Annotated in this window: 21 protein-coding genes and 2 tRNA genes; 10 read left to right on the top strand and 13 right to left on the bottom strand. The window is 60.8% G+C overall.

The annotated features are described in order from the left end of the window. Positions 1-11 precede the first annotated feature (11 nt). From J3P91_RS21495 to recX, 3 genes are all read left to right on the top strand, one after another. Entirely contained in the window at positions 12-512 is a 501-nt protein-coding gene (locus J3P91_RS21495) for a CinA family protein (RefSeq protein WP_434601690.1), read from the top strand. Positions 513-595: 83 nt separating this feature from the next. After that, positions 596-1,648 carry a recombinase RecA gene (recA, locus tag J3P91_RS21490; protein WP_079303629.1) on the top strand — a complete coding sequence of 351 codons (1,053 nt, stop codon included), beginning with the start codon at positions 596-598 and terminating at the stop codon, positions 1,646-1,648. 8 nt (positions 1,649-1,656) lie between these two features. Then, positions 1,657-2,124 carry a recombination regulator RecX gene (gene recX, locus J3P91_RS21485; RefSeq protein ID WP_434601689.1) on the top strand — a complete coding sequence of 156 codons (468 nt, stop codon included), beginning with the start codon at positions 1,657-1,659 and terminating at the stop codon, positions 2,122-2,124. A gap of 44 nt (positions 2,125-2,168) precedes the next feature. Here recX and J3P91_RS21480 read toward each other — a convergent pair whose 3' ends face one another. After that, positions 2,169-3,287 (bottom strand): TIGR00730 family Rossman fold protein, encoded by a 1,119-nt coding sequence (locus J3P91_RS21480; RefSeq protein ID WP_434601688.1) that lies wholly within the window; start codon positions 3,285-3,287, stop codon positions 2,169-2,171. Positions 3,288-3,385: 98 nt separating this feature from the next. After that, positions 3,386-3,571: a hypothetical protein gene (locus J3P91_RS21475; RefSeq protein ID WP_434601687.1), complete on the bottom strand. Its 186-nt coding sequence runs from the start codon at positions 3,569-3,571 to the stop codon at positions 3,386-3,388. 290 nt (positions 3,572-3,861) lie between these two features. Here J3P91_RS21475 and J3P91_RS21470 point away from each other — a divergent pair, with 290 nt between their 5' ends. Then, positions 3,862-4,056: a hypothetical protein gene (locus J3P91_RS21470; protein WP_434601686.1), complete on the top strand. Its 195-nt coding sequence runs from the start codon at positions 3,862-3,864 to the stop codon at positions 4,054-4,056. On the opposite strand, the gene J3P91_RS21465 is transcribed toward J3P91_RS21470, so the two are convergent. Continuing rightward, positions 4,057-4,479, bottom strand: a complete 423-nt coding sequence (locus J3P91_RS21465; RefSeq protein ID WP_305499165.1) for a quorum-sensing-regulated virulence factor family protein — start codon at positions 4,477-4,479, stop codon at positions 4,057-4,059. A 183-nt stretch (positions 4,480-4,662) separates the two neighbouring features. On the opposite strand from J3P91_RS21465, the gene J3P91_RS21460 reads away from it, so the two are divergent. The 3 genes from J3P91_RS21460 (at position 4,663) to J3P91_RS21450 (ending at position 6,709) form a co-directional block, all read left to right on the top strand. Continuing rightward, the gene (locus J3P91_RS21460) at positions 4,663-5,409 is read left to right on the top strand and encodes a tRNA-uridine aminocarboxypropyltransferase (protein ID WP_434601685.1); all 747 of its coding nucleotides are present in this window, start codon (positions 4,663-4,665) and stop codon (positions 5,407-5,409) included. A 213-nt stretch (positions 5,410-5,622) separates the two neighbouring features. After that, positions 5,623-6,276 carry a response regulator transcription factor ErdR gene (gene erdR, locus J3P91_RS21455; RefSeq protein ID WP_434572193.1) on the top strand — a complete coding sequence of 218 codons (654 nt, stop codon included), beginning with the start codon at positions 5,623-5,625 and terminating at the stop codon, positions 6,274-6,276. A 70-nt stretch (positions 6,277-6,346) separates the two neighbouring features. Continuing rightward, a complete protein-coding gene (locus J3P91_RS21450) occupies positions 6,347-6,709 on the top strand; it encodes a diacylglycerol kinase (RefSeq protein WP_305499171.1) in 363 nt (120 codons plus the stop codon). A 3-nt stretch (positions 6,710-6,712) separates the two neighbouring features. Here J3P91_RS21450 and J3P91_RS21445 read toward each other — a convergent pair whose 3' ends face one another. Next, positions 6,713-7,639 carry a LysR family transcriptional regulator gene (locus J3P91_RS21445; RefSeq protein WP_181289263.1) on the bottom strand — a complete coding sequence of 309 codons (927 nt, stop codon included), beginning with the start codon at positions 7,637-7,639 and terminating at the stop codon, positions 6,713-6,715. Positions 7,640-7,761: 122 nt separating this feature from the next. On the opposite strand from J3P91_RS21445, the gene fpr reads away from it, so the two are divergent. Beyond that, positions 7,762-8,541, top strand: a complete 780-nt coding sequence (gene fpr, locus J3P91_RS21440; protein WP_003198368.1) for a ferredoxin-NADP reductase — start codon at positions 7,762-7,764, stop codon at positions 8,539-8,541. 206 nt (positions 8,542-8,747) lie between these two features. On the opposite strand, the gene tsaA is transcribed toward fpr, so the two are convergent. The 5 genes from tsaA to rimO form a co-directional block, all read right to left on the bottom strand. Beyond that, on the bottom strand, positions 8,748-9,446 hold the full coding sequence (gene tsaA, locus J3P91_RS21435) for a tRNA (N6-threonylcarbamoyladenosine(37)-N6)-methyltransferase TrmO (RefSeq protein ID WP_434601684.1): 699 nt from the start codon (positions 9,444-9,446) through the stop codon (positions 8,748-8,750). A gap of 196 nt (positions 9,447-9,642) precedes the next feature. Next, entirely contained in the window at positions 9,643-10,104 is a 462-nt protein-coding gene (locus J3P91_RS21430; protein WP_305499176.1) for a DUF1456 family protein, read from the bottom strand. A gap of 64 nt (positions 10,105-10,168) precedes the next feature. Further along, the gene (locus tag J3P91_RS21425; RefSeq protein WP_434601683.1) at positions 10,169-10,879 is read right to left on the bottom strand and encodes an rRNA pseudouridine synthase; all 711 of its coding nucleotides are present in this window, start codon (positions 10,877-10,879) and stop codon (positions 10,169-10,171) included. A gap of 82 nt (positions 10,880-10,961) precedes the next feature. Beyond that, positions 10,962-11,435, bottom strand: coding sequence for a GNAT family N-acetyltransferase (locus tag J3P91_RS21420; protein ID WP_434572200.1), 474 nt, complete (start codon positions 11,433-11,435; stop codon positions 10,962-10,964). A 316-nt stretch (positions 11,436-11,751) separates the two neighbouring features. Next, positions 11,752-13,092 (bottom strand): 30S ribosomal protein S12 methylthiotransferase RimO, encoded by a 1,341-nt coding sequence (rimO, locus tag J3P91_RS21415; protein ID WP_434601682.1) that lies wholly within the window; start codon positions 13,090-13,092, stop codon positions 11,752-11,754. 335 nt (positions 13,093-13,427) lie between these two features. Here rimO and J3P91_RS21410 point away from each other — a divergent pair, with 335 nt between their 5' ends. Beyond that, on the top strand, positions 13,428-15,269 hold the full coding sequence (locus tag J3P91_RS21410) for a potassium transporter Kup (protein WP_434605199.1): 1,842 nt from the start codon (positions 13,428-13,430) through the stop codon (positions 15,267-15,269). A 210-nt stretch (positions 15,270-15,479) separates the two neighbouring features. Here the strand turns inward: J3P91_RS21410 and J3P91_RS21405 are convergent, their stop codons facing one another. The 4 genes from J3P91_RS21405 to J3P91_RS21390 all read right to left on the bottom strand — a co-directional run bounded on the left by J3P91_RS21405 (position 15,480) and on the right by J3P91_RS21390 (position 19,934). Continuing rightward, a complete protein-coding gene (locus tag J3P91_RS21405; protein ID WP_434601681.1) occupies positions 15,480-16,769 on the bottom strand; it encodes a virulence factor family protein in 1,290 nt (429 codons plus the stop codon). Next, entirely contained in the window at positions 16,769-19,411 is a 2,643-nt protein-coding gene (gene mprF, locus J3P91_RS21400) for a bifunctional lysylphosphatidylglycerol flippase/synthetase MprF (RefSeq protein ID WP_434601680.1), read from the bottom strand. Before mprF ends, J3P91_RS21405 begins: the two co-directional genes overlap by 1 nt. A gap of 150 nt (positions 19,412-19,561) precedes the next feature. After that, positions 19,562-19,638: transfer RNA gene (locus J3P91_RS21395), tRNA-Met, on the bottom strand. A 219-nt stretch (positions 19,639-19,857) separates the two neighbouring features. Further along, positions 19,858-19,934: transfer RNA gene (locus J3P91_RS21390), tRNA-Met, on the bottom strand. A 282-nt stretch (positions 19,935-20,216) separates the two neighbouring features. Between J3P91_RS21390 and dinB the strand changes: the two genes are divergently transcribed. Then, complete coding sequence (gene dinB, locus J3P91_RS21385; RefSeq protein WP_434572205.1) at positions 20,217-21,278, top strand: DNA polymerase IV; 1,062 nt, start codon at positions 20,217-20,219, stop codon at positions 21,276-21,278. The last annotated feature ends 19 nt before the right edge of the window (positions 21,279-21,297 follow it).

Here is a 21,297-nt window from a genome sequence, read left to right as displayed (position 1 = left end):
AGGAGAGCAGCATGGATGACATTACCGGACTGGCCGCTGAGTTGGGCAGGCGCTTGCAGGTGCTCAATGCCCATGTCACCACCGCCGAATCCTGTACCGGTGGCGGGATTGCCGAGGCGATCACGCGGATCCCGGGGAGTTCGGCCTGGTTCGAAGCCGGTTACGTCACCTATTCCAATCGCCAGAAAACCCAGCAGTTGGGTGTGCCCCTCGAATTGTTCGACAAGGTCGGCGCGGTCAGCCGCGAGGTGGTGGAGGCGATGGCGCGGGGCGCCCAGCAGAAAAGCCTGGCGCGTTTCGCCGTGGCGGTCAGCGGCGTGGCCGGGCCGGACGGAGGCTCGCCGAGCAAGCCGGTGGGCACCGTATGGCTCGCCTGGGGCGTTGGCGAGGCGGTGTTCAGCGAGCGGCGCTTCTTTCCAGGCAATCGCGACGAGGTCCGCCGACAAACGGTGAAGGCCGCGCTAGACGGGCTGTTACAACATGCCGCCACAGAAATCTCAAATCAGGGGTAGGCGATCCTGAATCGCTGTGGAATAATACTGGCTACTTATACAGGTGTTGGCCGTCAGGCCTTATTGATTACGTGAGGACTTTAATGGACGACAACAAGAAGAAAGCCTTGGCTGCGGCCTTGGGTCAGATCGAACGTCAATTCGGCAAGGGTGCCGTAATGCGTATGGGCGATCAGGACCGCCAGGCTATTCCTTCCATCTCCACCGGCTCCCTGGGCCTGGACATCGCGCTTGGCATCGGCGGCTTGCCAAAAGGTCGTATTGTTGAAATCTACGGTCCTGAATCGTCCGGTAAAACCACGCTGACCCTGTCCGTGATCGCCCAGGCTCAAAAAGCCGGTGCGACCTGCGCCTTCGTCGACGCCGAACACGCCCTGGACCCGGAATACGCCGGCAAGCTGGGCGTCAACGTCGATGACCTGCTGGTTTCCCAGCCGGACACTGGCGAACAGGCCCTGGAAATCACCGACATGCTGGTGCGCTCCAACGCGGTTGACGTGATCATCGTCGACTCCGTAGCGGCACTGGTACCCAAAGCGGAAATCGAAGGTGAAATGGGTGACATGCACGTGGGCCTCCAGGCTCGCCTGATGTCCCAGGCCCTGCGCAAGATCACCGGTAACATCAAGAATGCCAACTGCCTGGTGATTTTCATCAACCAGATCCGCATGAAAATTGGCGTGATGTTCGGCAGTCCTGAAACCACCACCGGTGGTAACGCGCTGAAGTTCTACGCCTCGGTTCGCCTGGACATCCGTCGTACCGGCGCGGTGAAAGAAGGTGATGAGGTTGTCGGCAGTGAAACCCGCGTCAAGGTCGTGAAAAACAAGGTGGCATCGCCGTTCCGTCAGGCCGAATTCCAGATCCTGTACGGCAAGGGCATCTACCTCAACGGCGAGATGATCGACCTGGGTGTGCTGCACGGTTTCGTCGAGAAATCCGGCGCCTGGTATGCCTACAACGGTACCAAGATCGGTCAGGGCAAGGCCAACTCGGCCAAGTTCCTGGCGGACAACCCGGAAGTCGCGGCAGCTCTTGAAAAGCAACTGCGCGACAAACTGTTGAGCCCGGTTGCAGACGTCAAGGCCGTGGCCAACCGCGAGACTGCAGACGATCTGGCTGACGCTGATATCTGATCGATCCGATGACCGCCGTACTCGATACCCTCGTCGCGGTGCGGCGAACCGCAATGGACCTGCTCGCCAGACGCGAGCACGGTCGAGTCGAGCTGACGCGTAAACTGCGTCAGCGTGGCGCTCCTGACGAATTGATCGACACGGCCCTCGACCGTTTGACGGAAGATGGGCTGTTGTCGGAGTCGCGCTACCTTGAAAGCTTTGTTTCTTATCGCGCCCGCTCTGGTTATGGCCCGATGCGTATTCGCGAAGAACTTGGCCAGCGTGGCTTGCAACGACCGGATATCGAACTTGCGTTGCGTGAAAGCGGTATCGATTGGCAGGAACAGTTAATCGATACCTGGCGTCGCAAGTTCTCAGGGCATCTGCCCATTGATGCGAAGGAGCGGGCCAGGCAAGGGCGTTTCCTGGCGTATCGAGGATACTCCATGGAAATGATCAATCGGCTGTTCAGCGGTCGTAGCATGGATGACTAGATAAAACGGCCCGCTATTTCGATAGCAGGCCGTTTTTTTTGGGCTCAGGTCACCTCGATTGGTTCCCAGGTCAGCGGGTGGGGCTGGGCGGCAGGCTGGGCCCAGTTTTCCGGTAGGTTGATATAGTCCACCAGTTCTCTAAGTCGACCGTGATCGCGGGCGTTGAAGGTGAACGCCAGGCGCGTCAGGTGGCTAAAAGGCGCCTCCTCCGGCTCCTCGCCGCTGTAGGCATGCTGATGGAAACAGTCGTTCAGGCATAGATCGGCAAATTGGACCTGCATCTGCTGCATCGCCTGTTCGGTGAGCGCATGATTCATGCGGATCACGAACTGATGCTTGAGCCAGCGGCTGGAATGGAAGTTGCGATAGAACTGATTGATTTCTTCCACCGCGTCCTCGGCGGTGTATACCAGGCGCATCAACTTCATGTCGGTGGGCAGGATGTAGCGGTTTTCTCCCAATTGTTCATGGATGAAATCCAGGGCGCTCTGCCAGAATTTACCTCCCGGCACATCCAGCAGCACTATCGGTACCAATGGGCTCTTGCCCGTCTGCACCAGCGTCAAGACTTCCAATGCTTCATCAAGGGTGCCGAAACCACCTGGGCAGAGCACTAACGCATCTGCTTCCTTGACGAAGAACAGCTTGCGGGTGAAGAAGAAATGGAACGGGAGGAGGTTCTGCGTGCCTTCGACGGTCGGGTTCGCATGTTGTTCGAAGGGGAGGGTGATGTTGAAACCCAGGCTGTGCTCGCGGCCTGCGCCTTCATGGGCGGCGGCCATGATGCCTCCGCCTGCGCCGGTGATGACCATCATGTCCGACCGGGCCAGCGCCGCCCCCAGTTCTCGCGCCAAGCCATACAGCGGATGCTCGATGGGCGTTCGGGCCGAGCCAAAGACCGTGACTTTTCGACGGCCCTTGAACTGTTCGAGCGTGCGGAAGGCATGTTCCAGTTCGCGCAGTGCCTGCAGCGTGATTTTGGCGTTCCAGCGGTTGTGATCTTCCTGGGCCATGCGCAGCACGGTCAGGATCATGTCACGGTAAATGGGGAGATTGGGACTGTTGGGTGATACCAGGTTGAGTTGCTCTTCGACCTTGCGGGTGAGGTCGTGGCCATGGTTCTCAAAATGCCGACTGAGCAGGTCATTCGGTTTGTAAGGCATTCAGCTTCTCCTTCTGAACAGAACCTGGCCCGAACGAGAGATTCGTCAGGGCCACGGCACTTCCTGTGCCGTCGTCAGCCCGGCGTATGCCCGGGCATTCAACCTGGCTCGACGCAAATTGCAGCAAGGCGATCAAGCCAGCCAACGGATTCTGCTGTTTCCCTTGGATGAAAAAAATCAAGCGTCAGGGTATTGGCAAGGGCAGCCTCGTTCTGCCCGGTAACAGGCGATATTTTGAATCTAGCCTCTTGTTGATCATGGCGCTCGCAGATGACGGTTTGCAACCGTCACCTCGCCTTGTTGGAACCCGTCATCGCGAGCAGGCTCGCTCCCACAATTGATCTTCAGTGAACATCAGGTATGCGTTCGGTAAAACTCCTGTGGGAGCGAGCCTGCTCGCGAAGCCGTCCGGCGCTCCAGCTCTGATAGTGGGTAATGCGCCGCTCGTCAGTTCACCGACTGGCTACGTCCCGCTCTGATTTACTCAATAACAAGCGTGCTGACGTTATTCGACGTCCAGGGTTGGGCGTCCACGCTGGGGAGTTAAGCATTTCGGGGCAGGGAGGCGGGACAAATGACCAGGGTAACTCTGGAGCTCGACAAGCAGTTGTACCTGATGCTGTTGAAAGCGGCTCAGGCCAATCAGGTGAGCCTTGAAGAGGAGTGCTGCCGTCGGCTGGAGGGCAGGGAATGGCGCTCGCGCTATTTGCAGGCGCTGGTGGCGGAGCTGCGCGCCGACGATGAGCAGCGGCGCGCCAGCTCGGGTTGATTATTTCTTGGTCTTGGCCGGTTTCGGGCAGTCCGATTCCTGGAAGCGTTCGGTGGCGACCGGACGATTGGTCTTAACTTCGGTGAATTCGTAACGCATGGTTGCGCCCTTGGCCATCAGCTTGCGAAAGCCTGGGTTGGTGCACACCGTGGAGCCCAGCTGGAAGTAGACCGCCTTGGGGTCGGCGCGCATTTTCTGGGCGTGGCTGCTTTGCACGCTGAGATGGTTGATCAGCTCGGTGCCTTCGACGGTATAACCCTGATCGAGAATGTCTTCGTTGATGGCGCGCGGAGTGCCGACGCTGCTTTGCGTGGCCACGTTCTGCAGCATCTTGTTCAGTTCGAGTTCTTTCAGCGACGCGGCCTGAGCGCTGATGGACGTCGCCAGCAGAACGGCAACGGTAGGGACGATAAGGCGCAGCATGAAACTCTCCTGGTTCAGTGACAGGGGGTTCGACCGGTCACGTGACTGTGCGTTCAGTGGCGGCGATTATAGGGGAGCCCGGGTAGACGGTACAGGCTTGCGCGCTCTGGTAGACTGCCGGGCTTTGTTGTCCTGCCGAGTGTTGTTCGTGTCGAGTTCTCTTGCCCGTGGGCGTCGCCCGCTATGATCCATGCCCCCAACGCCGTAGCCCGCCTGCGCGACCAGCGCGTCGACGAAGGCATCAAGCCGCTCCAGGCCCGTGGCTGGCGCGCGCCTCGTTGTAGCGCGTGTCGGGTGATTGAAAGCCATTGCCTGTGTGCCTGGCGCCCGAGCGTCGAGACCCGTTCCGGGGTCTGCCTGATCATGACCAACAAAGAAGTCTTCAAGCCGAGCAATACCGGTTGGCTGATCGCCGATGTGGTGCGCGACAACCATGCCTTCATCTGGTCGCGTACCGATGTCGACGGGCAATTGCTGGCTTTGCTGAATGACCCGCAATGGCAGCCTTATCTGGTGTTTCCAGGCGAGTATGTCGAACCGTCCCGTGTCACCCACACGGTGGCGCTCGATCAGGGCAAGCGTCCGTTGTTCATTCTGCTGGACGCGACCTGGACGGAAGCGCGCAAGATGTTTCGCAAAAGCCCGTATTTCGACCGATTGCCCATCCTGAGCCTGTTGCCCGACAAGTTGTCTCGTTATCGCTTGCGTCGCTCGACCCGCAGCGAACACCTGTGTACCGCCGAAGTGGCGGCGCTGTGCCTGGAACTGGCGGGGGACAGCGACGCGGCGTCGGCCCTTGACGCCTATTTCGATGTGTTCAGCCAGCATTACCTCGGCGCCAAGCGCCAGCAGGAGGTGAACGAGTCCACGCCGGCCCATGCCGAGCTGCAGCCCTTCGTTCGCGCGGCTCCTGCGCTGTTGGCCCAGTAGTGGCCCATACTGGATAAGGCCGTGACCGTGCTGCTTGACCACCCCGGCTTCGCTGGGCATGCTTGGCGCCGACCAGGGTGCGGCTGGAGTTTGAAACGCTGTGATTGGCGTTGAACGTGCCCCCTGTTGATACCGCTGCGTGGCGGTGTCTTGAGTTGTTCGGCGAGGCGCGAATGCATCGGGCCTGCCACTAAAAACAGGATCATTGGAAAAATGGCCACATACGAAATCCTGATTGCCGATGACCACCCGCTCTTTCGCAGCGCGTTGCATCAGGCAGTGACCCTGGGCCTTGGCCCGGCTGTCCGATTGACGGAGGTGGCCAGCATCGCGGAACTGGAAACCCGATTGGCTGAAAAGGCCGACTGGGACCTGGTGCTGCTGGATCTGAACATGCCCGGTGCGTATGGGTTTTCTGGCCTGGTGCTGTTGCGTGGGCAATACCCGCAGATTCCGGTGGTGATGGTCTCGGCCCAGGAAGAGGCCTCGGTGATGGTCAAGGCCCGCGAGTTCGGCGCCAGCGGGTTCATTCCCAAATCCAGCTCCATGGAAATGATTCAAAGAGCGGTGAAGGCCGTCCTCGATGGCGATGTATCCTGGCCGCCCCAGGCGTTCGAAGCGGTGAGTGTTTCCGCGGAAGCCAAGGCCGCCAGCGAAGGGCTGGCCAGCCTCACGCCGCAGCAATTCCGGGTGCTGACCATGGTCTGCGAAGGCCTGCTGAACAAGCAGATTGCCTATGAGCTGAATGTGTCCGAGGCGACTATCAAGGCCCACGTTACGGCGATCTTTCGTAAACTCAACGTGCGCACCCGAACGCAGGCGGCCTTGTTGCTGCAACAACTCGAGTCAATTTCGCCGCAGTCGTAGTGTCTGAATTCACGCTTTTTTGACTGCGGTTCCATTAGCTTCTCCATTCCTTTCGATCAGTGCCTACCTTATGTCACCTTTTAAAGGCCAAACCGGCCTGAAACGCATCCTCAACGCCTCCGGCTATTCCCTGGACGGCCTGCGTGCGGCGTTCGTTGGCGAAGCCGCTTTCCGTCAATTGGTGCTGCTCAACGTCATCCTGATTCCGCTGTCGTTCTTCCTTAACGTCAGCCGCGTCGAGCAGGCCTTGCTGATTGCGGTGTGCCTGCTGGCCCTGATCGTGGAGTTGCTGAACTCGGCGGTAGAAGCGGCCATCGACCGCATTTCCCTGGAGCTGCACCCACTGTCGAAAAACGCCAAGGACATGGGCAGCGCCGCCCAGTTGGTCGCCCTGACGATGATTGCCCTGGTGTGGGGCCTGATACTGCTCTGAGTTTCAGGCGATGGCGGGCAGGACGATCTCGTCGCTGCGCTGCACCCCGGCGGTGAACGCCCGGCACAGATCAAGAAACTCACGCATGGCCGACGTCTGGTATTTCTGTTTGTGCCAGATGAAATAAAATTGCCGCGCCAGATCCATGTCCGGGGTTTCCACGGCCACCAGGCTGCCGCGGCGAAAAGCGTCACGCAGGGCCAGGCGCGAGATACAGCCTATCCCCAGGCCGGACTCCACGGCGCGCTTGATCGCTTCGGTGTGTTCCAGCTCCAGGCGGATATTCAACGCGCTACGGTGGTGACGCATGGCCTGGTCGAAGGTCAGGCGAGTGCCGGAACCCTGTTCACGGAGGATCCAGGCTTCGCGGGTCAACTCCTCCATAGTCGCCTGGCCGCGTTTGGCCAACGGATGCTGGGGCGCGCAGAACACCACCAATTCATCCTCGACCCAGCTCTGCACCTCGATGTCCGGGTGGCTGCAGTCGCCTTCGATCAGACCCAGATCAATTTCATAGTGAGCAACTTGGTGCACGATGTTGGCAGTGTTTTGCACATGCAGCTTCACCTGGCTTTCCGGATGGCGCTGCATGAAGCCGCCGATCAACAGGGTCGCCAGGTAATTGCCAATGGTCAGGGTGGCGCCGACCGCCAGTGAACCGAAGCCGGACTTGCCGTTGAGCAGGTCTTCGATCTCCTTGGCCTGGTCCAGCAACGCCACCGCTTGGGGTAGCAGTTGCTTGCCGAGGGCGTTGAGGCTCAGGCGTTTGCCGGCGCGGTCGAAGAGTTGGCAGCTGGACTGGCGCTCCAATTCGGTGATGGAAGTGCTGGCGGCCGACTGCGACAGGTTGAGCAGGCCCGCAGCACGGGACACGCTTTCCTGCTGGGCGACGGCGACGAAGACTTGAAGTTGACGTAGAGTAAATCGCATATCGATATAACCGATAACCCTTATCTTAATAATCCATTTAACAGATATTGTCGCCGCCATTAGAATGCGATGCAATTGCGCAGATTATCGGCGCAGGCATCATTTCCAGGAGTCCCCCGTACATGAGCAACATGAACCACGAGCGTGTCCTCAGTGTTCATCACTGGAACGACACTCTGTTCAGCTTCAAGTGCACCCGCGATCCGGGCCTGCGCTTTGAGAACGGTCAGTTCGTGATGATCGGCCTGCAGCAGCCCAACGGCCGCCCGCTTATGCGCGCTTACTCAATTGCCAGCCCGAATTGGGAAGAGCATCTCGAATTTTTCAGCATCAAGGTTCCCGACGGTCCGCTGACTTCCCAGCTGCAGCACCTGAAGGAAGGCGACGAGATCATCATCAGCAAGAAGCCTACCGGCACGCTGGTGCTCGACGACCTCAAGCCTGGCAAGCATCTGTATCTGCTCAGCACCGGCACCGGGCTGGCGCCATTCATGAGCGTGATCCAGGATCCGGAAACCTACGAGCGTTTCGAGAAAGTGATCCTGTGCCACGGCGTGCGTTACGTCAATGAAGTCGCCTACCGCGAATTCATTACCGAGCATCTGCCACAGAACGAATTCTTCGGCGAAGCGCTCCGCGAAAAGCTGATCTACTACCCGACCGTGACCCGCGAGCCCTTCGAGAACGAAGGCCGCCTGACCGACCTGATGCGCAGCGGCAAGCTGTTCCGCGACATCGGCCTGCCACCGATCAACCCGCAGGACGACCGCGCCATGTTGTGCGGCAGCCCAAGCATGCTCGACGAGACCAGCGAAGTGCTCAACAGCTTCGGCCTGACCGTTTCGCCGCGTATGCGTGAGCCGGGTGATTACCTGATCGAGCGGGCGTTTGTAGAGAAATAAACCGCGATTTATGCGGTGGCTGACCGATCGCCTTCGCGAGTAGGCTCGCTCCCACAGTTGATTTGTGTTGTTCGAGAGATCTGACACAACACAAAACCCTGTGGGAGCGAGCCTGCTCGCGAAGAAGGCGCCTCGGTCCAGCAGTAGCCCACAAAAAAGCCCGCGCCGCCTGATCCAGGCCGCGCGGGCTTTTTCGTTTCCAGCGATTATTCCCGCGCCGGGATCACTTCCAGTACCCGAATCAATCCCGGCTGCGGATAATGCCAGCGCACATCCAGGTCCCAGAACTGCGCGCCGTATTCCCGTTCGGCTGCGGGGACCTGATACGCCGGACGTGGGTCTTGGGCCAGGCATTGTTCAATCAGCTCCACCAGGGGTTCCCCCAGGCGCATGGCATGCTCGCATGCTTGCAGCAGGGCGGTATCCGCCCATTGCACCGGAATCAACTCAGGCGCTGCGCTGGCGATGCTGTTCGTCGCCGAGCCGATGATGTCGGCGTAGGGCACGTAGGGCTTGATGTCCAGCACTGGCGTCGCGTCCAGCAGATCGATGCCCGAAATCCACAGCCGACCCGCTTCGACCCGTTCCAGTTTCACCACTGACTGACCGATGCCGTTGGGGCGATGGGTGGCGCGGGTGGCGAATACGCCCATGGACTTGTTGCCGCCCAGTCGGGGCGGACGCACCTTCAATCGTGGTTTTTCCTCCAGGGCCTGGTGGAACAGGAACAGCAGCCAGACATGACTGACCTGCTCCAGGCCCTGCACCGCTTCGCCCTGGTCGAACGGCGCCACCAGCTCCAGCACGCCACGCGCGGCCGGGGCCAGGTGTGGCTGGCGCGGAATGGCGAACTTCTCCTTGAAGCAGGAGCGGACGAAGCCGATGGGGGAAACGTTGTAGGTCATGGGTTGGAATCGGAGCGAGGTTGAAAAGACATCATAACGCGAGGGGCCAGGTTGGCACTGTTCTCTGTGGCGAGGGAGCTTGCTCCCGCTGGGCTGCGAAGCAGCCCCCCTGGTTTGTCTGACACACTGCAAGGGGACGCTGCGCATCCAGCGGGAGCAAGCTCCCACGCCACAAAGGCCCAGGAGGTCTGGAAAGTCAGCCGCGTACGCGCAGCGTCAGGCCCTTGAGGAAATTGCGCAGCAACTGGTCGCCGCACGGGCGATAGTTGGTGTGGCCGAATTTGCGGAACAGCGCGCTCAACTCCGGCTTTGACACCGGGAATTCGGCGGCCTTGAGAATGGCGTGCATGTCGTCTTCCTTCAGCTCGAACGCCACGCGCAGTTTCTTCAGGATGATGTTGTTGGTCACCGGCACTTCGATCGGCTGCGGCGGACGGCTTTCGTCCTTGCCGCGCTTGAAGATCACCAGGCCATCGAGAAAATGCGCCATGACCAGGTCCGGGCAGAACACGAAGCCTTCTTCCTCGTCTTTCTTGAGGTAGCCAGTCAGGTCTTCCAGGGAAACGTCCAGGCCGCCCAGCTTGATAATCTCGATGACTTTTTTGTCGCTGATGTCGAGCATGTAGCGCACGCTGCGCAGTACGTCGTTGTGAATCATGAATGCAGTCCTGATCAATCGGCAGTGGGCGCCCCAGATCGGTGTGGCGCCAGTAGAGTCGTATCTAGAATTTTTCTTTGGCGGATAGATAGCGCCATTGGCCCAACGGCACCTTGCCAATGGACACGCCGCCGATGCGGATGCGGCGGATAGCGACGACCTTCAGGCCGACCGCCTGGCAAAACAATGCAATGACGCCCGGTTGCGGGTTCTTCATGGCGAAGCGCAGGCGGTTTTCGTTCTGCCAGCTGGCCTTGACCGCAGGCAATTCCTTGCCTTTGTAGGTCAGGCCGTGGTTCAGGCGATTAAGACCGTGGGCGACCATTTCACCCTCGACTTCGACCACGTATTCCTGCTCGATCTTGGCCGCGTCGGCGGTGAGCTTGCGCAGGATCTTCCAGTCCTGGGTGAACACCAGCAGGCCGCTGGCATTGGCCTGCAAGTCGGCGCTGGCGGTCAGGCGCAGGAAATGGCCCTTGAGCGGGCGCTTGCCGAAGCGATGTTCGTCGCTCAGGGTCTCCGGTCCGAGGGTTGCCATGGCGGTGTCGACGTCCATGCCCGCCGGGACGTTGAGCAGGATCGTCACCGGCTCCGGCGCAGTGGCCTTGGCTTGCGGGTCGAGTTCGACCTTCTGGCCGGTGACCTTGAACTGCGGCTCGTCGATCACTTCGCCGTCCACGGTGACCCAGCCGCCCTCAATGAACAGCTCAGCCTCCCGACGGGAGCAGCCGACGAGTTCGATGAGGCGTTTGGAGAGACGAATCGGGTCAGTCATGACGGGGCCGTAACAAAAAGAGGGTGGGCATTGTACCTGTCTGGCGCCGGTTAATCGCGGGTCCATTTGCCTCAGGCAGCTTTTAGCCGCGTCCGGCCTTCAGGTCGGGTTGCTTGTAGCGCATGTGCAGCAACGGGTAGGGCTGGTTCATGCCATCCCGTGCGGAACGCCCGACCACTTCAAAGCCTTGCTTGAGATAAAAGCCCAGGGCTTGCGGGTTCTGTTCGTTGACGTCCAGCTCGTTGGCGTTCAGGTGCTCCATGGCATAGCGCAGCAGTTGTTTGCCCAGGCCTTGGCCCCGGTGTTGCGGGTCGATGAACAGCATTTCGATCTTGCCGGCCGCCACACCGGCAAACCCGGTGATACGTTGACGGTGGTCGCGGGTACAGATCAGCATCACCGCGTCCAGGTAACGGGTGAGTACCAGGTTCTTCAGCAGCTCGATGTAGCTGTCCGGCAGGAAGTCATGGGTAGCGCGTACCGACGCTTCCCAGACCCGGGTCAATTCCTCGTAATCGCTCGGTTTCGGTGTGTGGATGACCGAATGCTGACGCATGTCCGCCTGTTCCTTATGGTGGAAATGTTATGTCTGCATACGATAGCCGTAAAAAAGCCCCGCATCTTGTTACAGAGCAGGGCTTCATGATTTTCTAAGTCCAGGGCAGCCGGAAAAATATGCACATTCCCGTGGCGAGGGAGCTTGCTCCCGCTGGGCCGCGAAGCGGCCCCAAAAACTGTCGCATGCGGAGCGTCAGTCACACCGCACCCGCCGGTTTACGACTGCTTCGCAGCCGAGCGGGAGCAAGCTCCCTCGCCACGGGTACAGCATTTTTCCCGAGTGAACCGCATTACCCCTTGAGTCCAGGCCCTGCTCAACCGATCTGCTCAGCCCACAAATCATACTCATCGGCGTCGGTGACTTTGCACCAGACCTTGTCGCCCGGCTTGAGGTTGCTGCCGTTGTCGATGAAGACGTTGCCGTCGATTTCCGGGGCGTCGAAGAAGCAGCGGCCGACGGCGCCTTGCTCGTCGACTTCGTCCACGAGCACTTCGATTTCACGGCCGATGCGCATTTGCAGGCGGGCCGAGCTGATCGCCTGCTGGTGCGCCATGAAGCGTTCCCAACGCTCCTGCTTGACTTCGTCCGGGACCACGTCCAGGTCCAGGTCGTTGGCCGGTGCGCCTTCGACCGGCGAGTACTGGAAGCAACCGACGCGGTCGAGCTGGGCTTCGGTCAGCCAATTCAGCAGGTATTGGAAGTCTTCCTCGGTTTCGCCGGGGAAGCCGACGATGAAGGTCGAGCGGATGATCAGGTCCGGGCAGATTTCGCGCCAGTTCTTGATACGTGCCAGGGTCTTGTCTTCAAAGGCCGGGCGCTTCATCGCCTTGAGCACTTTCGGGCTGGCGTGCTGGAACGGGATGTCGAGGTACGGCAGGATCTTGCCGGCGGCCATCAGCGGGATCAGCTCGTCGACATGCGGATACGGGTAGACGTAATGCAGGCGGACCCAGACGCCGAGGCTGCTGAGCGCTTCGCACAGCTCGGTCATGCGGGTTTTCACCGGCGCGCCGTTCCAGAAACCGGTGCGGTATTTCACGTCGACACCATAGGCACTGGTGTCCTGGGAAATCACCAGCAGCTCCTTGACGCCAGACTTGACCAGGCGCTGGGCCTCGTCGAGTACATCACCGACCGGACGGCTGACCAGTTTGCCGCGCATCGACGGGATGATGCAGAAGCTGCAACTGTGGTTGCAGCCTTCGGAAATCTTCAGGTAGGCGTAGTGACGCGGGGTCAGCTTGATGCCTTGCGGCGGCACCAGGTCGATCAGCGGGTTGTGGTCCTGGCGCGGCGGCACGACTTCGTGCACGGCGTTGACCACTTGCTCGTACTGCTGCGGACCGGTCACCGACAACACGCTCGGGTGCACGTTGCGGATGTTGCCTTCTTCCACGCCCATGCAGCCGGTCACGATGACCTTGCCGTTTTCCTTGATGGCTTCGCCGATGACTTCGAGGGATTCGGCCTTGGCGGAGTCGATGAAGCCGCAGGTGTTGACCACTACCACGTCGGCGTCCTGGTAGGTGGACACCACGTCATAACCTTCCATGCGCAGTTGGGTCAGGATGCGCTCGGAGTCGACCAGAGCCTTCGGGCAACCCAGGGATACGAAGCCAACCTTCGGGTTGGCTGGCGCGGGAGTGGTGGACATGTCTAACCTCGGTATAAGGGGGATCGTCTCGTGCGAGACAGGGCGCCTGACGCGCCTCTGATCAAAAAGTGCGCAATTCTATCCATGGCGGGCGCACTTGACCAGCTTTATGCAGGGAAAAACGACGAGTGCTGCGCTATGCTTCGCGCCTTTGCCTTCTGGCGATTGCTACAGTCAACAAAACGTCTGTAACAAAGCGTAAAACAGCGCATGCTGCGGCACAAAGCGTAAGGCTTCTTTTAAAAGAAGACAGGTCTGGGAATCAGGAGTGTTGGATGGGTCATGCAAGTAGTCAGGCGGCGACTGCCGAGCATGCGGCAACCAAGCCGCTGAGCATGCTGGTCGCGGCGGTCGGAGTGGTATATGGCGACATCGGCACAAGCCCCCTGTATACCCTGAAGGAAGTGTTTTCCGGCGGCTATGGCGTGCCGGTCAACCATGACGGGGTGCTGGGGATTCTGTCGCTGATTTTCTGGTCGCTGATCTGGGTCGTGTCGATCAAATACATGATGTTCGTCCTGCGCGCCGACAACCAGGGCGAGGGCGGGATCATGGCCCTGACCGCCCTGGCGCGGCGGGCGGCGGCCGGCAGGGCGCGGTTGCGCACGTTGCTGGTGGTCTGCGGGCTGATCGGTGCGGCGCTGTTCTATGGCGATAGTATGATCACCCCGGCGATCTCGGTACTGTCGGCGGTTGAAGGCCTCGGCCTGGCATTTGAAGGCATCGATCACTGGGTGGTGCCGCTTTCGGTGGTGGTGCTGGTCGCGTTGTTCCTGATCCAGCGTCACGGCACCGCGCGGATCGGCATCCTGTTCGGCCCGATCATGGTGACTTGGTTCCTCGTGCTCGGCGCTCTGGGCGTGTATGGCATCAGCCAACATCCGGAAGTATTAAACGCAGTGAACCCGGCCTGGGCCGTGCGTTTTTTTGTCGTCCACCCGGGCATGGGCGTGGCGATCCTTGGCGCGGTGGTGCTGGCGCTGACCGGGGCTGAAGCGCTGTATGCCGACATGGGGCATTTCGGTCGCAAGCCGATCGCTCGCGCCTGGTTTATCCTCGTGCTGCCGGGCCTTATGCTCAACTATTTCGGCCAGGGCGCCTTGCTGCTCGGCGACCCTGAAGCGGCGCGCAACCCGTTCTATCTGCTGGCGCCGAGCTGGGCATTACTGCCATTGGTGGGCCTGTCGACCCTGGCGACGGTGATCGCTTCGCAAGCGGTGATTTCCGGCGCGTTCTCGCTGACGCGCCAGGCAATCCAGCTCGGCTACATCCCGCGCATGTACATCCAGCACACCTCCAGTGCCGAACAGGGCCAGATCTACATCGGTGCGGTGAATTGGTCGTTGATGGTCGGCGTGGTGCTGCTGGTGCTGGGCTTCGAGTCGTCCGGAGCGCTGGCTTCAGCCTACGGCGTGGCGGTGACCGGTACGATGTTGATGACCACGATCCTGGTCTCCGCCGTGATCCTGTTGTTGTGGAAATGGCCGCCGTTGCTAGCGGTGCCGGTGCTGTTCGGTTTCCTGCTGGTAGATGGGCTGTACTTCGCCGCCAACGTGCCGAAGATCATCCAGGGCGGCGCGTTCCCGGTCATTGCCGGTATCGCCCTGTTCGTACTGATGACCACCTGGAAGCGCGGCAAACAACTGCTGGTGGAGCGCCTGGACGAAGGTGCGTTGCCGTTGCCGGTTTTCATCAGCAGCATCCGCGTGCAGCCGCCGCATCGTGTGCAGGGCACAGCGGTGTTCCTGACCGCGCGCTCGGATGCCGTGCCCCACGCGCTGTTGCATAACCTGTTGCACAATCAGGTGCTGCACGAGCAGGTGGTGTTGTTGACCGTGGTCTACGAGGACATTCCCCGCGTACCGTCGCAGCGGCGCTTCGAGGTCGATGCCTACGGCGAGGGCTTCTTCCGGGTCATCCTGCATTTCGGCTTCACCGACGAACCGGACGTGCCCCAGGCGCTCAAGCTCTGCCATCTGGATGAACTGGATTTCAGCCCGATGCGCACGACGTACTTCCTCAGCCGCGAGACCGTCATCGCCTCCAAGCTCGAAGGCATGGCCCGCTGGCGCGAGTCGCTGTTCGCCTTCATGCTGAAGAACGCCAACGGCAACCTGCGCTTCTTCAATCTGCCGTTGAACCGAGTGATCGAGCTGGGTACGCAGGTGGAGATGTAGGCCCAAGGCCCGATAGCAAGGCGAGCTCCCTGCTCCTTGCCCCTTGTGGGAGCGAGCTTGCTCGCGATGGCTCAGGGACATTCAACATCAAGGTAAGCTGACCGGACGCTATCGCGAGCAAGCTCGCTCCCACAGGGAGATACCAGGCGGCCGACTAAAAAGCCCCTGCACCGTGAGGTGGCAGGGGCTTTTTGTCAGCTGTGTATCAGCTCACTGCGCGGCAGGTGTGGTCTGCCGCTTGTTGATCTCATCGATCAACCGCTTGGCCAGGGCCGGGTAGTTTTCATCGAAGTGATGGCCGCCGGGCAGCTTTATGGCTTCGCCTACGGCGGTCTTGTCGGTGCAGCCACTTTCGTTGGCTTCTTCCGCGCCATAGATGCACACCACTTTTTCCGCCGGCAGCTTGGCCATTTCCGGGCCGGTGGCGGCTTCGGTGCCGGCGTTGCCGAGCCAGCCCTCGACTTCGATTTCGAAGCTGCCGGTGCGGGCAAAGGCGAGCAGGATAATCGCATCGACCCGTTGCTGTTCTGTCGCCGGCAGGCGGTTGTAGATTGCCGGCAGGACATCGGCGCCGAAGGAATAGCCGGTCAGGATGAAGCGTTTGGTGCCCCAGATCTGGCGATAGTGTTGCATCAGCTCGGTCAGGTCGGTCGCGCTCTGTTCGGGGCTCTTGTGCTGCCAGTAATAGCGCAGGGTGTCGATGCCGACCACCGGGTAACCGACCTTGGCCATTTCATCGGCCACGTCGCGGTCCAGGTCACGCCAGCCACCGTCGCCAGAGAGAAACAGCGTCACGGTGTCCCGGGCCTGGCTGGCGGGGACTTCCACCACCGGGATGCTCAGGCCGCCCTTGCCCTTGTCGGCGCCCACCAGGATCTTGCGCAGCTCGTTGTTGAGTACCTGCGCCAGGTTGATGTCGTAGTCGCTGATGCTGGTTTCGGCATTCTTCTGGTCGCGCACGAAAGCGGCGCTGGTATCGTCGGGGTTATCGTTCCAGGCCACCAGCCAGCGACCATGGGCGGCGCTTTTGGGTAGCAGGTGGGTGCAGCCGGGTTTTTCCAGGGCGAGGTCGACCGAGACGGCCTGGGCCTTGTCGTCCTTCTGTTCAGCCAGCCAGCGCCAGGCCAGCACCGCGCCGGGACCGATGCCGCTGACCAGCGTGGCCGGGCCGTGCAGCTGCCGCAGGCCGGCTTGCAAGGCGCGCCCTTGGAGCATGCAGTCCTTGGGCAGGATCACCTGGACGATCTGCGCCGAGCCGCTGCGGCTGAGGGTCGTCAATTGGGTGTCGCTGAGCTTCTGGTCCTCGTTGACCGCCACCAGCACCTGGGCGAGTGCCTTGGTGCCGGGGATGACTCGGGTCATCGGCACGCCATCGGCCGGCTCCAGTTGTTCCAGGGTCGGTTGCGGGGCCGGGCGGTTCCAGTACCAGTAGCCGCCACCGAGAATCACCGCCAGCACCAGCAGGGCGGCCACTACGTATCGCCAGGAGCGTTGCATCATCAGCGTTTCACCAATCCAGTCAGGCCGCCCGCAATCAGGGCGGCGGTATCGGCCAGCGCCACCAGCGGATCGAGTCCGGCGGGCACGGCCATGTAACGAGGTTCCCAGTCAGGCTGGAATTTGTCTTTGAAGCGGCGCAGGCCCTGGAAATTGTAGAGCTGCTCGCCACGGCGAAACACCATCGAACCCAGGCGCTGGGTCAATGGAGCGCCGCGACGCGGTTGCAGGCCCGAGAGCGGGACCATGCCGAGGCTGAAGCGGGCGTAGTCATGGTTTTTGTAATGCTGGATGAGGCCGACCATCATGAACTCCATGGTCAGCTTCGGGGCTTCGGGATGAGCACGCATCAGGTCAAGGCTGGCCAGCTCATGGCTATGGGTTTCCAGCAGGTTGGCGAACGCCACCGGACGCCCCTCGAAACGAATCACCGCGATGCGGAAGTGCTTGAGGTAATCATGGCTGAATCGCCCCAGGGAGAAACCTTTCTCGCGCACATTCTTGCCGGTCAGCCAGGCATCGGAAATAACCTTGAGTTCGTCCATCGGCGCCTGGCCCGGTTCATGGATCTCCAGTGACAGGCCGTCACGGGTGCCGCGGTTCCAGGTGTAGCGCAGGTCCTTCATCTCCTTGCCCTTGGCTTCGAGATCAAAACGCTTGAGATCGACCCGCGCTTCTTCGCCCAGCTTAATCGCGGTCAGGCCGATGTCCATGTAATAGGGCAGGTTCTCCGCGCGCACCTGATAGAACACTGGCCTGGCGTGGTAGATGTCGCACAGGTCACGAAACTGCCAGATCATTTCCGCCCGTTGCTGGGTCGGCCCGATCGGGTCGTACAACGCGACCAGGCTGCGGCCACGGCGGGCATACATCAGGAAGGCTTCATCGTTGGGATGAAACAGCAGCGCCTTGTCGCCGGTCAGGGCCAGGCCGCCGTCGGGTTGCGAAGACGCCATGAGAATCGTCCTGGCGCGCTCCAGTTCTTCAGCCGTAGGCAGATGAATCACCGGCCGAGCGGTGCGCAGCAGCCAGGTCAGGGACACCACCACCAGCAGCACCGCGGCACCCAGCAGCGAGCGCAGGCCACGCGGCGCGTCGGCGTCCAGGGTGAACTGCCACCACAGTTGATGGCTATAGGGCACATCCTGATAGGCAAACAGCAGCAGCCAGATCGACGCACCCAGCACGCACAGGCTGGCAATCAGGAACAACGGCGAGAACGGCAGCTCGGTCAGGCGACTTGGACGGTAAAAGGAACGCCGGAAGACCGCCAGCAGGGCTGCGGTCAGCGTCAGCAGGGTGGCCTCTTCCCAGTCGAAACCCTTGAGCAGCGAGAGCAGGGCGCCCACCAGCAACAGGACAGTGGTCAGCATCCAGGCTGCGGACAAGCGGCGGCGCAGGCCCTGGGCGAGCAACAGGCACAACACGCCCACCAGGCTGGCGCCAAAGTGCGAGGCGTCCACCAGGCGATGCGGGATCAGGAAACCGATGTGCTCCAGGCGCGTGTCGATCTCCGGCGTCACGCCGGAAAACAGCAGCACCACGCCAGACAGGAACACCAGCACCGCAAGGATCGGTGCCGCGAAACCGGACGCCGCCCGCAGGGTCTGGCGGGTCTGGAACAGCCGTTGCGCCTCATTGATCAACAACAATACGCACGCCACCAGCATCGGCAGCAGCACGTAGATCAGGCGATACAGCAGCAGGGCGGCCGCCAGCGGCGCAGCCCCGAGTTTGTCGGCGAACGCGGCCAGCAGGATCGCTTCGAACACCCCGACGCCGCCCGGCACATGACTGAGGACGCCGGCGGCCAGCGCGAGCAGGTAAACCAGCAGGAAGGGGCCGAACGGTGGCGCCTCCGGCAGCAACAGATAGAGCACCGTTGCAGCGGCGGCGACGTCCAGCGCGGTGATGATCAGTTGCAGGAACGTCAGCCGGCGGCCCGGCAGACGCAGCGTGCGGCGACCGGCCTTGACCAGCAGCGCATCCCGATAGGGTTGTTCCGGCAGGCGACGGCGATAGATGCCGATGGCCAGTGCACTGGTCAGCAGCAGCACGGCGACGGCGATCACCCCCAGCAAAGTGGCGGGAAGGTGCAGGGCGGCAGAGGCGGCAGGCAGATTGCTCAACGTCGCCAGGGCCGCCAGTGGCGGCAGCGCGCAACCCAGTGACAGGCTGGCGAACAATGTCATGTGGGCGACGTCCGCCGCCCCCAGGCCGTGGCGGGCATACAGGCGGTAGCGAACCGAACCGCCCGACAGCAGCGACAGGCCGATCGCATTGCCGATGGCAAACGCGCTGAAGCCGCCGAGAATCAGGGTTTGGGTGGGCAGCTTCACGCCGGCGTAGCGAGTGGCGGACCATTCATAGCCCAGCAGAATGATGAAGCCGGCCACGGTGGCGGCTATCGCACCGAGCAGCGCCGGCCGCGGCACCTCGAGGATCGAGTCGTGAAGGGCGTAGAGGTCGAGTTCGCTCAGGAGGTGACGGCAGGCGATCAAGGCAATCGCAAACAGCAGCAGCGTGACGGCGAGGCCGATCGGTTGCCGGTACTGGCTGATCCGGTCCAGCCAGCGCAATCGCTCGGCCTTGATCGGTTGTGTCGCATTGACAGTGTCTTGTGGGTCAGACGAGTGGGCGCGCATCAATCACCTCTTGAGCTATGCGCGACAGGATGGGGGTATCCAGCCAAGTTACCAATCCCTGCGGCGGAAAATAATTACAAAATATTTGTAATGGAGCTTTTTCGGCACACACAAAAAAGGCCACTCTTTCGAGCAGCCTTTCTTGATATTTGGTTGCGGGAGCCGGATTTGAACCGACGACCTTCGGGTTATGAGCCCGACGAGCTACCAGACTGCTCCATCCCGCGTCTGTGTGGCGGCATTCTACAGGCGAACGCCGGACTGTCAACCGTTAATAGAGCGCCGGATGAAATAAACGGCCGGTTCACCTAAATGCGCGAAAACAAACGGAAATCGTCCTACAACTTCCACGTTTTGCGATGGCCGTAGTGACATGGAATGCACCGGAAGGGGAAAACAGGCGCGCACAAAAAAGGCCACTCTTTCGAGTAGCCTTTTCTGATGTTTGGTTGCGGGAGCCGGATTTGAACCGACGACCTTCGGGTTATGAGCCCGACGAGCTACCAGACTGCTCCATCCCGCGTCTGTGTGGCGGCATTCTACAGCGAATCGCCCGACTGTCAACCCCTTTGCTGCAAAAACCTGTTCAGCTTCAATCGGTTAGCCTGCGCCAAGGCAATGTGACAGCGCTGTGACGCAAGCCTGGCAAGGCCTGGCGCTCTATTGGGCGGTTCGCTGCGATTGAAGAAACACATTCATGTAGGCATTTTCCAGATATGTCGAAGGATCTTTCAAACTACTGGTGCTATGTACAGGTTCGAGTGAGATACTGGCGCTCCGATCCATCGCATGTACCGCTGCTTATATGACGCAACGCAAAATCATCCACGTCGACTGCGACTGCTTCTACGCCGCGATCGAAATGCGCGATGATCCGCGGCTGGCCGGCATACCCCTGGCGGTCGGTGGCTCGGCGGACCGGCGTGGGGTCATCGCGACCTGCAATTACGAGGCGCGGGCCTACGGTGTGCGCTCAGCCATGTCTTCCGGCCACGCGCTGAAACTCTGCCCCGACCTGACCATCGTCAAGCCGCGGATGGACGCCTATCGGGAGGCCTCCAGGGAAATTCAGACGATTTTCAGCGATTACACCGACCTGATCGAACCGCTGTCGCTGGACGAGGCTTATCTGGACGTCTCCGCCAGTCCGCATTTCGGCGGCAGTGCCACGCGCATCGCCCAGGATATTCGCCGGCGTGTTTCCAACCAGTTGCACATCACCGTTTCCGCAGGCGTGGCGCCGAACAAGTTTCTCGCCAAGATCGCCAGTGACTGGAAAAAGCCCAACGGCCTGTTCGTCATCACTCCTGACCAAGTGGAAGATTTCGTCTCGGCGCTGCCGGTGAGCAAGCTGCACGGCGTCGGCAAGGTCACCGCCGACAAGTTGAACAGGCTCGGGATTATTGACTGCCAGCACTTGCGCGAGTGGGACAAGTTGGCACTGGTGCGTGAATTCGGCAGTTTCGGCGAGCGACTCTGGAGCCTCGCCCGTGGAATTGACGAGCGCCTGGTGCACAACGACAGCCGGCGGCAATCCATCAGCGTGGAAAACACCTACGACGTCGATTTGCCTGATCTGCAAAGCTGCCTCGACAAACTGCCCGAACTGATGGAAACCCTGGGCGGGCGCATGGCGCGGATCGACAGCAGCTATCGGCCGGGCAAGCCGTTCGTCAAAGTGAAATTCCATGACTTCACCCAGACCACCCTTGAGCAGGCCGGGGCAGGGCGGGACCTGGGCAGTTACCAGCTACTGTTGACCCAGGCGTTCAACCGCGGCGGCAAGCCGGTGCGATTGTTAGGGATAGGGGTGAGGTTGGAGGATTTGCGGGGCGGGTTTGAGCAGTTGGAGTTGTTTGAGCGTTGACGCCGCTGGCCTCGGAAAA

It is taken from the genome of Pseudomonas sp. Z4-7, from assembly GCF_051131965.1.
GTDB lineage: Bacteria > Pseudomonadota > Gammaproteobacteria > Pseudomonadales > Pseudomonadaceae > Aquipseudomonas.
This window is presented reverse-complemented; position numbering and strand designations above follow the sequence as displayed.

What these genes read in the sequence shown, in the direction of transcription:
- J3P91_RS21495 (WP_434601690.1), top strand. Translation starts at nt 12, where the DNA reads ATGGATGACATTACCGGACTGGCCGCTGAGTTGGGCAGGCGCTTGCAG.
- recA (WP_079303629.1), top strand. Translation starts at nt 596, where the DNA reads ATGGACGACAACAAGAAGAAAGCCTTGGCTGCGGCCTTGGGTCAGATC.
- recX (WP_434601689.1), top strand. Translation starts at nt 1,657, where the DNA reads ATGACCGCCGTACTCGATACCCTCGTCGCGGTGCGGCGAACCGCAATG.
- J3P91_RS21480 (WP_434601688.1), bottom strand. Translation starts at nt 3,287, where the DNA reads ATGCCTTACAAACCGAATGACCTGCTCAGTCGGCATTTTGAGAACCAT.
- J3P91_RS21470 (WP_434601686.1), top strand. Translation starts at nt 3,862, where the DNA reads ATGACCAGGGTAACTCTGGAGCTCGACAAGCAGTTGTACCTGATGCTG.
- J3P91_RS21465 (WP_305499165.1), bottom strand. Translation starts at nt 4,479, where the DNA reads ATGCTGCGCCTTATCGTCCCTACCGTTGCCGTTCTGCTGGCGACGTCC.
- J3P91_RS21460 (WP_434601685.1), top strand. Translation starts at nt 4,663, where the DNA reads ATGATCCATGCCCCCAACGCCGTAGCCCGCCTGCGCGACCAGCGCGTC.
- erdR (WP_434572193.1), top strand. Translation starts at nt 5,623, where the DNA reads ATGGCCACATACGAAATCCTGATTGCCGATGACCACCCGCTCTTTCGC.
- J3P91_RS21450 (WP_305499171.1), top strand. Translation starts at nt 6,347, where the DNA reads ATGTCACCTTTTAAAGGCCAAACCGGCCTGAAACGCATCCTCAACGCC.
- J3P91_RS21445 (WP_181289263.1), bottom strand. Translation starts at nt 7,639, where the DNA reads ATGCGATTTACTCTACGTCAACTTCAAGTCTTCGTCGCCGTCGCCCAG.
- fpr (WP_003198368.1), top strand. Translation starts at nt 7,762, where the DNA reads ATGAGCAACATGAACCACGAGCGTGTCCTCAGTGTTCATCACTGGAAC.
- tsaA (WP_434601684.1), bottom strand. Translation starts at nt 9,446, where the DNA reads ATGACCTACAACGTTTCCCCCATCGGCTTCGTCCGCTCCTGCTTCAAG.
- J3P91_RS21430 (WP_305499176.1), bottom strand. Translation starts at nt 10,104, where the DNA reads ATGATTCACAACGACGTACTGCGCAGCGTGCGCTACATGCTCGACATC.
- J3P91_RS21425 (WP_434601683.1), bottom strand. Translation starts at nt 10,879, where the DNA reads ATGACTGACCCGATTCGTCTCTCCAAACGCCTCATCGAACTCGTCGGC.
- J3P91_RS21420 (WP_434572200.1), bottom strand. Translation starts at nt 11,435, where the DNA reads ATGCGTCAGCATTCGGTCATCCACACACCGAAACCGAGCGATTACGAG.
- rimO (WP_434601682.1), bottom strand. Translation starts at nt 13,092, where the DNA reads ATGTCCACCACTCCCGCGCCAGCCAACCCGAAGGTTGGCTTCGTATCC.
- J3P91_RS21410 (WP_434605199.1), top strand. Translation starts at nt 13,428, where the DNA reads ATGCTGGTCGCGGCGGTCGGAGTGGTATATGGCGACATCGGCACAAGC.
- J3P91_RS21405 (WP_434601681.1), bottom strand. Translation starts at nt 16,769, where the DNA reads ATGATGCAACGCTCCTGGCGATACGTAGTGGCCGCCCTGCTGGTGCTG.
- mprF (WP_434601680.1), bottom strand. Translation starts at nt 19,411, where the DNA reads ATGCGCGCCCACTCGTCTGACCCACAAGACACTGTCAATGCGACACAA.
- dinB (WP_434572205.1), top strand. Translation starts at nt 20,217, where the DNA reads ATGACGCAACGCAAAATCATCCACGTCGACTGCGACTGCTTCTACGCC.